Below are 7343 nucleotides of genomic sequence, written 5' to 3'. Positions count from 1 at the left end.
GGGGGTGCCGGGGGCGCTCGCTCACGGGGCGTCCTCCCCTTCGGGCCCCCCGGGTGCGGCGGGGGCCGGATCGGGCATGCCCCGGACGGTGCCGTCCGGAAGGATGAAGGCGGGGTTCCCGCCGGGCACCATGCCCAGCTCCCGGGCCCGTTCGGCCAGTGCGTCCGGGGCGGAGAAGGAGTCCAGCTCCTGCTGGAGCGCCTGCTCCTCGTCGGCCAGTTCCCCGGCCCGTTTCTCCAGCTCCCTCAGTTCGAAGGACCCCTGGTTGACGGATGCGTTGAGCAGCAGCAGGGCCAGCAGCCCGGAGCCGAGCAGCAGGACCACCAGCAGCACGAAGGGGGCGCGGGCCGGTGCGGAGGGGGCGCCCGCGGGGACCAGTCGCGCCAGTCGTGCCAGCCGCTGCTGGGGGGTCGGGTAGGCCGGTTTCCCGGTGGCCCCGGGCGCGGCCTTCGGTGTGTCCTTCAGGGCTCCTCCCGGATGCGCTCGGCGCCGCGCAGCCGGGCGGGGGCGGCGCGGCGGTTCTCGGCGACCTCTTCCTCGGCGGGGAGTTCCGCCCCCCGGGTCAGCAGCCTCAGCCGGGGCTGGTAGCGCTCGGGGACCACCGGCAGCCCCGGCGGCGCGGTGCTGGTGGCGCCTGCGGCGAGCACCTGTTTGACCAGGCGGTCCTCCAGCGAGTGGTAGGACAGGACGGCGATCCGGCCGCCCACCGCCAGCGCGGCGACGGCCGCCGGCAACGCCCGCTCCAGCACGGCCAGTTCGCCGTTGACCTCGATACGCAGCGCCTGGAAGGTGCGCTTGGCGGGATTGCCTCCGGTCCGCTTGGCCGCCTGCGGCAGCGCCTCGCGGATCAGCTCGACCAGCCGGGCGCTGCCGGCGAACGGCTCCTTCTCGCGCTCGCGCACGATCGCGGAGACGATCCGCCTGGCCTGCTTCTCCTCGCCGTAGGCGCGCAGGATGCGCACCAGTTCGCCGGGCGGGTAGGTGTTGAGGACCTCGGCGGCGCTGACGCCCCTGCTCTGGTCCATCCGCATGTCCAGCGGCGCGTCCCTGGAGTACGCGAAACCGCGCTCGGCCTCGTCGAGCTGCATGGAGGACACGCCGAGGTCGAACAGGACCCCCTGGACGCGCGGCACGCCGAGCCGTCCCAGCACTTCGGGCAGTTCGTCGTAGACGGCGTGCACCAGGGTGGCCCGGTCGCCGAAGCGGGCCAGCCGCTCGCCGGCCAGTTCCAGCGCGGCCGGATCCCGGTCCAGGCCGACCAGCCGGACCTCCGGGAACCGCGACAGCATCGCCTCGCTGTGCCCGCCCAGCCCGAGGGTGCAGTCCACGACGGTGGCGCCGGGCTCGCGCAGGGCGGGGGCGAGCAGGTCCAGACAGCGCCCGAGCATGACCGGGACGTGCCGCTCGTTGGTGCTCACTGGACTCTCCTTGAGCGGGCCCGTACGGCCTGGTCCCCGCCCGCTCGCGAAGGGGAAGAACGGCGGCCGGCGCCGGGGAAGGGGCACCGGCCGGCCGGGAGCGGGAGGAGGCCGGGCCGTACGCGGCCGTACGCGCGCCCGCGCACATGGGATTCTGTGGGATCTGAGGTTCGGCAGGGGGAGCCCGGCGCTTGCCCGGCTCCCGCTTCGCGTCACTTTAGTCCACTCGTCCCCCCGGTCAACCAACTGGTCAGGCGCGTCCCGGCCGCTTCCCCGCACAGGCGTGCCGCGGATCCCCGCGTCCGGTTCCACCCGCACGGGGGGCCGGACATCACTGATGTGGGTTACCTCACACACCGTGCGCGTTGACCGGCTTTGCCCTGCCCCAATCCGGGCCGGAGCAGGACGGGGCGGTTACGGTCATAGGCATGCCATCGTCTTCCTCCGAGGGGCCGGTCATCGACCGCCTCGTCACAGCCAACCAGCGTTACGCAGCCGAGTTCACCGACCCGGGGATGGACGCCCGGCCGGTGCTGAAGGTCGCCGTCGTCGCCTGTATGGACGCCCGGCTGGACCTCCACGCCGCCCTCGGTCTCGAACTCGGCGACTGCCACACCATCCGCAACGCCGGCGGCGTGGTCACCGACGACGTCATCCGCTCGCTGACCATCAGCCAGCGCGCCCTGGGCACGCGCTCCGTCGTGCTGATCCACCACACCGGCTGCGGCCTGCTGAACCTGACCGAGGACTTCCGGCACGAGCTGGAGATGGAGGTCGGCCAGCGGCCGTCGTGGGCCGTGGAGTCCTTCAAGGACGCCGACCAGGACGTGCGGCAGTCGATGGAGCGGGTACGTACCTCTCCGTTCCTGCTGCACACCGGCGACGTACGGGGCTTCGTCTTCGACGTCACCACGGGTCTGCTCCGGGAGATCGACCCGGCGGACGGCCCGGAATCGTGACGCACGGGGCTGTGTAAGTGAAGAATGCCTGAGTGACGGCTCTCTCCCGCGGGCACCTCCCGCGGGGGACGTGCCGGTTGTTCGGGGATGGGCCGGCCCGCCGAGGGGCGGACCGGCCCGTGAGCGGGCCGAGGAGGGCCGGGTGACGACCTATGACGAACGAGCTGATCTCAGCGATCTGACCGCCACGGCGGACCGGGTGCGCCGGTCGGTGGAGAGCGTGATCGAGGGCAAGCCGGAGGTCGTACGGCTCTCGCTGACCGTGCTGCTGGCCGAGGGCCACCTGCTGATCGAGGACGTGCCGGGCGTGGGGAAGACCATGCTCGCCAAGGCGCTGGCCAGATCCGTGGACTGCTCGGTCCGCAGGATCCAGTTCACCCCCGACCTGCTGCCCTCCGACATCACGGGGGTGAGCGTCTACGACCAGCAGCAGCAGGAGTTCGAGTTCAAGCCGGGCGCCATCTTCGCCCAGGTCGTGATCGGCGACGAGATCAACCGCGCCTCCCCCAAGACCCAGTCGGCCCTGCTGGAGTCGATGGAGGAGCGGCAGGTCACCGTCGACGGGCGCAGCTACGAACTGCCCGACCCGTTCATGGTGGTGGCCACCCAGAACCCGGTCGAGATGGAGGGCACCTACCCGCTGCCCGAGGCGCAGCGCGACCGCTTCATGGTGCGGGTGTCGATCGGCTACCCCAGTCCCGAGGCCGAGCTGAGGATGCTCGACGTGCACGGCGGGACCTCCCCGCTGGACGACCTGCGGCCGGTCGCCCACGCGCACGAGATCGCCAAGCTGGTGGAGGCGGTGCGCGGCGTGCATGTCTCCGAGCCGGTCCGCCGGTACGCCGTCGACCTGGTGGCCGGCACCCGCGGCCACCCCGAACTGCGGCTGGGCGCCTCGCCCCGGGCGACCCTGCACCTGCTGCGGGCGTCGAAGGCGGCGGCGGCCCTGGCGGGCCGGAACTTCGTGCTGCCCGACGACGTGCAGGCGCTGGCCGTGCCCGTGCTGGCGCACCGGCTGCTGCCCACCGCCCAGGCCCAGCTCGGCGGGCGCACCTCGGAGCAGCTCGTCCTCGACATCGTGCGGCGCGTCCCCGTGCCCGCGTCCAACTACCGGGAGGCGACCTCGCAGCCCCCGCTGTACGGCCGGCCCTCCCAGCGGGGACTGTGATGGACGGCCCCGGCACAGCCGCCCCGGGCGCCGGCGGAGGCGCGGACGGGGGCCCGCCGGCGGGAGAGCGCCGGGGTTCGCTGCGCGCCGCGCTCGCCGGGCTCACCACCAGGGGGCGCTCGTTCCTGGCCGCGGGGGCGGCCGCGGTGGTGTGCGCCTACGTACTGGGCCAGGGCGACCTGCTGCGGGTGGGGGTGCTGCTGGCCGCGCTGCCCCTGGTCTGCGTGATCGTGCTGTACCGCACCCGCCACCGCGTGGCGGCCTCCCGGCGGCTGTCCCCGGTCCGCGTGCCCGCCCGGGAGGAATCCCTGGTGCACCTGCGGCTGGAGAACGTCTCGCGGCTGCCGACCTCCCTGCTGATGCTCCAGGACCAGGTCCCCTACGTCCTGGGCCCGCGCCCGCGCTTCGTCCTGGACCGGATGGAGCCGGGCGGCCGGCGCGAGGTCTCCTACCGGGTCCGTTCCGACCTGCGGGGAAGCTATCCGATAGGTCCGCTGCAACTGCGGCTGACGGACCCGTTCGGCATGGTGGAGCTGACCCGCTCATTCAGCTCCCGCGACACCCTCACCGTCGTGCCCCGGACCGAGGAACTGCCCCCCGTGCGGCTGGCCGGGGAGGCGGCCGGCCTGGGCGAGGGGCGGCATCGCTCCCTGGCCGCGGCCGGCGACGACGACGTGATCCCGCGCGGCTACCGCCACGGCGACGACCTGCGCCGGGTGCACTGGCGCTCCACCGCCCGCCACGGGGAGCTGATGGTGCGCCGCGAGGAGCAGCCTCAGCGGCCGCGCTGCACCGTGCTGCTGGACACCCGCCGGACGGCCTGGGCCGGCTCCGGTCCGGAGTCGGCGTTCGAGTGGGCGGTCTCGGGAGCCGCCTCGGTGGCCGTGCACCTGCTGGAGCGCGGCTACGCGGTACGGCTGCTGACCGACACGGGCGCGACCGTGCCCGGGCCGGACGGAGCGGGTGCGGACATCGCCGCCTTCGACACCGCCGGGCTGGTCCTGGACACCCTCGCGGTGGTGGAGAACTCCGGCGAACCGGGCCTGGCCCGGGCGTACGAGGCGCTGCGCGGCGGCAGCGGCGGTGGCGGGCAGGAGGGGCTGCTGGTGGCCTTCCTCGGTTCGCTGGACGAGGAGCAGACGATGCTGGCCGGCCGGATGCGGCAGCGCGCGAGGGGCGCGGTGGCCCTCCTGCCCCGCGGGTCGCGCGAGCCGGCCGTGCGGGAGGAGGGGGAGCGGCTGCTGCGCGAGGCGGGCTGGACGGTGCTGCCGTACACCCCCGGGGAGGCGCTGCCCGATCTGTGGCGGCAGGCGGACCGGTCCGCGGGCGGGGTGCCCGGGCGGACGGCGAGGAGTGGAGGGTGATGAGCGGACAGGCCCGGCTGGCGTTCTGCGCCTGGGCGGCCACCCTGGCGGCGGCGTGCGCGCTGCTGCCGCTGGTCGCCCCGGCCGGCTGGCTGTTCCAGGCCGCACTGCTGCTGGGCGTCCAGAGCGCGGTGGGCACGGTGGTGCGGCGGGCGACACCGTCCGGAGTACCGGCGGTGGCGACGCAGGCGGTGGTGTCGCTGCTGCTGCTCACCTTCGTCTTCGTCCGCGGCGACGCCGTGCTCGGTGTGCTGCCGGGCCCGGACGCCGTGGAGGCCTTCGGCGCGCTGCTGGCGCAGGGCACCGCGGACGTCGGCCGGTTCTCGATCCCGGCCCCGGTCACCGACGGCATCCGGCTGCTGCTGGTGGGCGGTGTGGTCGTCATCGGCCTGCTGGTGGACATGCTCGCGGTGACGTACCGTGCCGCGGCCCCCGCCGGGCTGCCGCTGCTGGCGCTGTACTCGGTCGCGGCCGGACTGTCCCCGGAAGGAGGGAGCCTGCTGTGGTTCCTGTGCGCGGCGGGCGGCTATCTGCTGCTGCTCCTGGCGGAGGGCCGGGACCGGCTCTCGCGGTGGGGCCGGGTGTTCGGCGGCGGGTTCGGCACGGCGCGGCCCGGCGGCACCGCGCCGCCGCCGGTGCGCACCGGGCGGCGGATCGGCGCGGTCGCACTGGGGATCGCCCTGGTGGTGCCCGCGGTGCTGCCGTCACTGGGCGGCGGGCTGCTGGACACCGCGCGCCAGGGGCGGGGCACGGGGAGCGGCGGCGGCACGATCTCGGCGGTCAATCCGCTGGTCGCGCTGCAGGACAGCCTGAACCAGCCGGACAACCGCACGGTGCTGACGTACACCACCGACGCCGAGAGCACCTCGGACATGTACCTGCGGATCGTGGCCCTGGACCGGTTCGACGGCACCTCCTGGAAACCGTCGGAGCGCCGGATCACCGATCTGCCGCGCCCGCTTCCGCCGGTGCCCGGTCTGTCGCCGTCCGTCGGCACCGAGCGCGTCACCACCTCCTTCCGGGCCGCCGGATGGTACGCCCAGAACTGGCTGCCCATGCCGTACCCGGCCGCCGAGGTGCGCATCGACGGCCGGTGGCGCTTCGAGCCGGAGGGCCGCACGCTCGTCGGCGACCGCGGGCAGACCACCCGGGGCGTGCGGTACGAGGTGGACAGCCTGGTGGTACGGCCGACCGCGCGCCAGCTGGCCCAAGCCCCGGCGCCCTCACCGCAGATCATGGAGGAGTACACCGGCGTACCGGAGTCGCTGCCGTCCGTGGTGGCCGAGACGGCGCGGAACGTCACCGAGGGGGCGGCCGGCGACTACGAGCGGGCCGTGAGGCTCCAGGACTGGTTCTCCTCCCAGGGCGGCTTCCGCTACGACACCCAGGTGAAGGCCGGCAGCGGCAGCGCGGCCATCGCCCGCTTCCTGGAGGACCGGGAGGGCTTCTGCGTCCACTTCGCCTTCTCCATGGCCGCCATGGCCCGCACCCTGGACATCCCGGCGCGGGTCGCGGTGGGGTTCACGGCCGGGGCGGCCGACGGCAGCGGCGGGATGACGGTGGGGCTGCAGGACGCGCACGCCTGGCCGGAGCTGTACTTCGAGGGCGTGGGCTGGACCCGCTTCGAGCCCACCCCGAGCCGGGGCAGCGTGCCGGAGTACACCCAGCCCGACCTGCCCTCCCCTGAGCAGTCGGACGCCCCCGCCCCGCGTCCGGAGGACAGCGCGCGGCCGCTTCCGGAGCCGTCGGAGTCCGAGGAGTGCGTCCCGGGACAGGGCACGGAGGACTGCGGCGCGGCGGCCGTTCCGCGAGACGGCGGGGCCGCCGGTGGCCTCCCGGTGGGCAGGGTCCTGCTGGTGGCGGCGTCCGTGCTGCTCGCCGCGGGGGTCCTGGCGCTGCCCGCCCTGTGGCGGGGCAGGCTCCGGTCCCGGCGGCTGGAGGGCGGTGGCGACCCGGGTGCCCGTACGCTCGCCGCCTGGCGGGAGGCGACCGACTCCGCCTGGGACCTGGGCATCCTCCCGCAGGAGTCCGCCACCGTGCGGACGGCCGCGGCGCGCGTCGTACGGCTGGGGAGGCTGGAGGGCGAGGCCGCCGAGGCCCTGCACCGGCTGGCCACGGCGGCCGAGCGGGCGCTCTACGCCCCCGAGCCGCGGTCGGCGCAGGGGCTGGCCGGGGACGTGCGGCGGGTGCGGGCCGGGCTGCGGGCGGCCGCCGGGCGCGGCGCGCGGCTGCGGGCCCTGCTGCTGCCGCGGTCGGCCGTACGGGTGGTGTGGGCCGTCTCGGAGCGCTGGTCGGCGGCGGCCGGGCGGTGGAGCGGCCCGGCCCGGCGGGCACTGGCGCGGATCAGGCCGTCGCGGCAGCGGGTCTGAGGCGGGGCTGAGGCGGGCGGACGTGATGGGCGTCGGGGGGCCGCGGAGGGCGGTCGTTCAGGACG

General features: G+C 75.2%; 6 protein-coding genes. 4 read left to right on the top strand and 2 right to left on the bottom strand.

The window, feature by feature from the left end:
- Positions 1 to 21 precede the first annotated feature (21 nt).
- Together L7D48_RS23355 and rsmH are read right to left on the bottom strand one after the other, a co-directional pair.
- A complete protein-coding gene (locus L7D48_RS23355; protein ID WP_374493451.1) occupies positions 22 to 333 on the bottom strand; it encodes a septum formation initiator family protein in 312 nt (103 codons plus the stop codon).
- Between the two features lie 128 nt (positions 334 to 461).
- Entirely contained in the window at positions 462 to 1418 is a 957-nt protein-coding gene (gene rsmH, locus L7D48_RS23350; RefSeq protein ID WP_308312328.1) for a 16S rRNA (cytosine(1402)-N(4))-methyltransferase RsmH, read from the bottom strand.
- Between the two features lie 428 nt (positions 1419 to 1846).
- On the opposite strand from rsmH, the gene L7D48_RS23345 reads away from it, so the two are divergent.
- The 4 genes from L7D48_RS23345 (at position 1847) to L7D48_RS23330 (ending at position 7278) form a co-directional block, all read left to right on the top strand.
- On the top strand, positions 1847 to 2377 hold the full coding sequence (locus L7D48_RS23345) for a carbonic anhydrase (protein ID WP_237882148.1): 531 nt from the start codon (positions 1847 to 1849) through the stop codon (positions 2375 to 2377).
- A gap of 142 nt (positions 2378 to 2519) precedes the next feature.
- Positions 2520 to 3545 carry a MoxR family ATPase gene (locus L7D48_RS23340; protein ID WP_237882146.1) on the top strand — a complete coding sequence of 342 codons (1026 nt, stop codon included), beginning with the start codon at positions 2520 to 2522 and terminating at the stop codon, positions 3543 to 3545.
- Positions 3545 to 4909: a DUF58 domain-containing protein gene (locus tag L7D48_RS23335; RefSeq protein WP_237882144.1), complete on the top strand. Its 1365-nt coding sequence runs from the start codon at positions 3545 to 3547 to the stop codon at positions 4907 to 4909. Before L7D48_RS23340 ends, L7D48_RS23335 begins: the two co-directional genes overlap by 1 nt.
- On the top strand, positions 4909 to 7278 hold the full coding sequence (locus L7D48_RS23330; protein ID WP_237882142.1) for a transglutaminaseTgpA domain-containing protein: 2370 nt from the start codon (positions 4909 to 4911) through the stop codon (positions 7276 to 7278). Before L7D48_RS23335 ends, L7D48_RS23330 begins: the two co-directional genes overlap by 1 nt.
- The last annotated feature ends 65 nt before the right edge of the window (positions 7279 to 7343 follow it).

The sequence above is a fragment of the Streptomyces sp. ICN903 genome (genome assembly GCF_022015835.1).
GTDB lineage: Bacteria > Actinomycetota > Actinomycetes > Streptomycetales > Streptomycetaceae > Streptomyces > Streptomyces fenghuangensis.
This window is presented reverse-complemented; position numbering and strand designations above follow the sequence as displayed.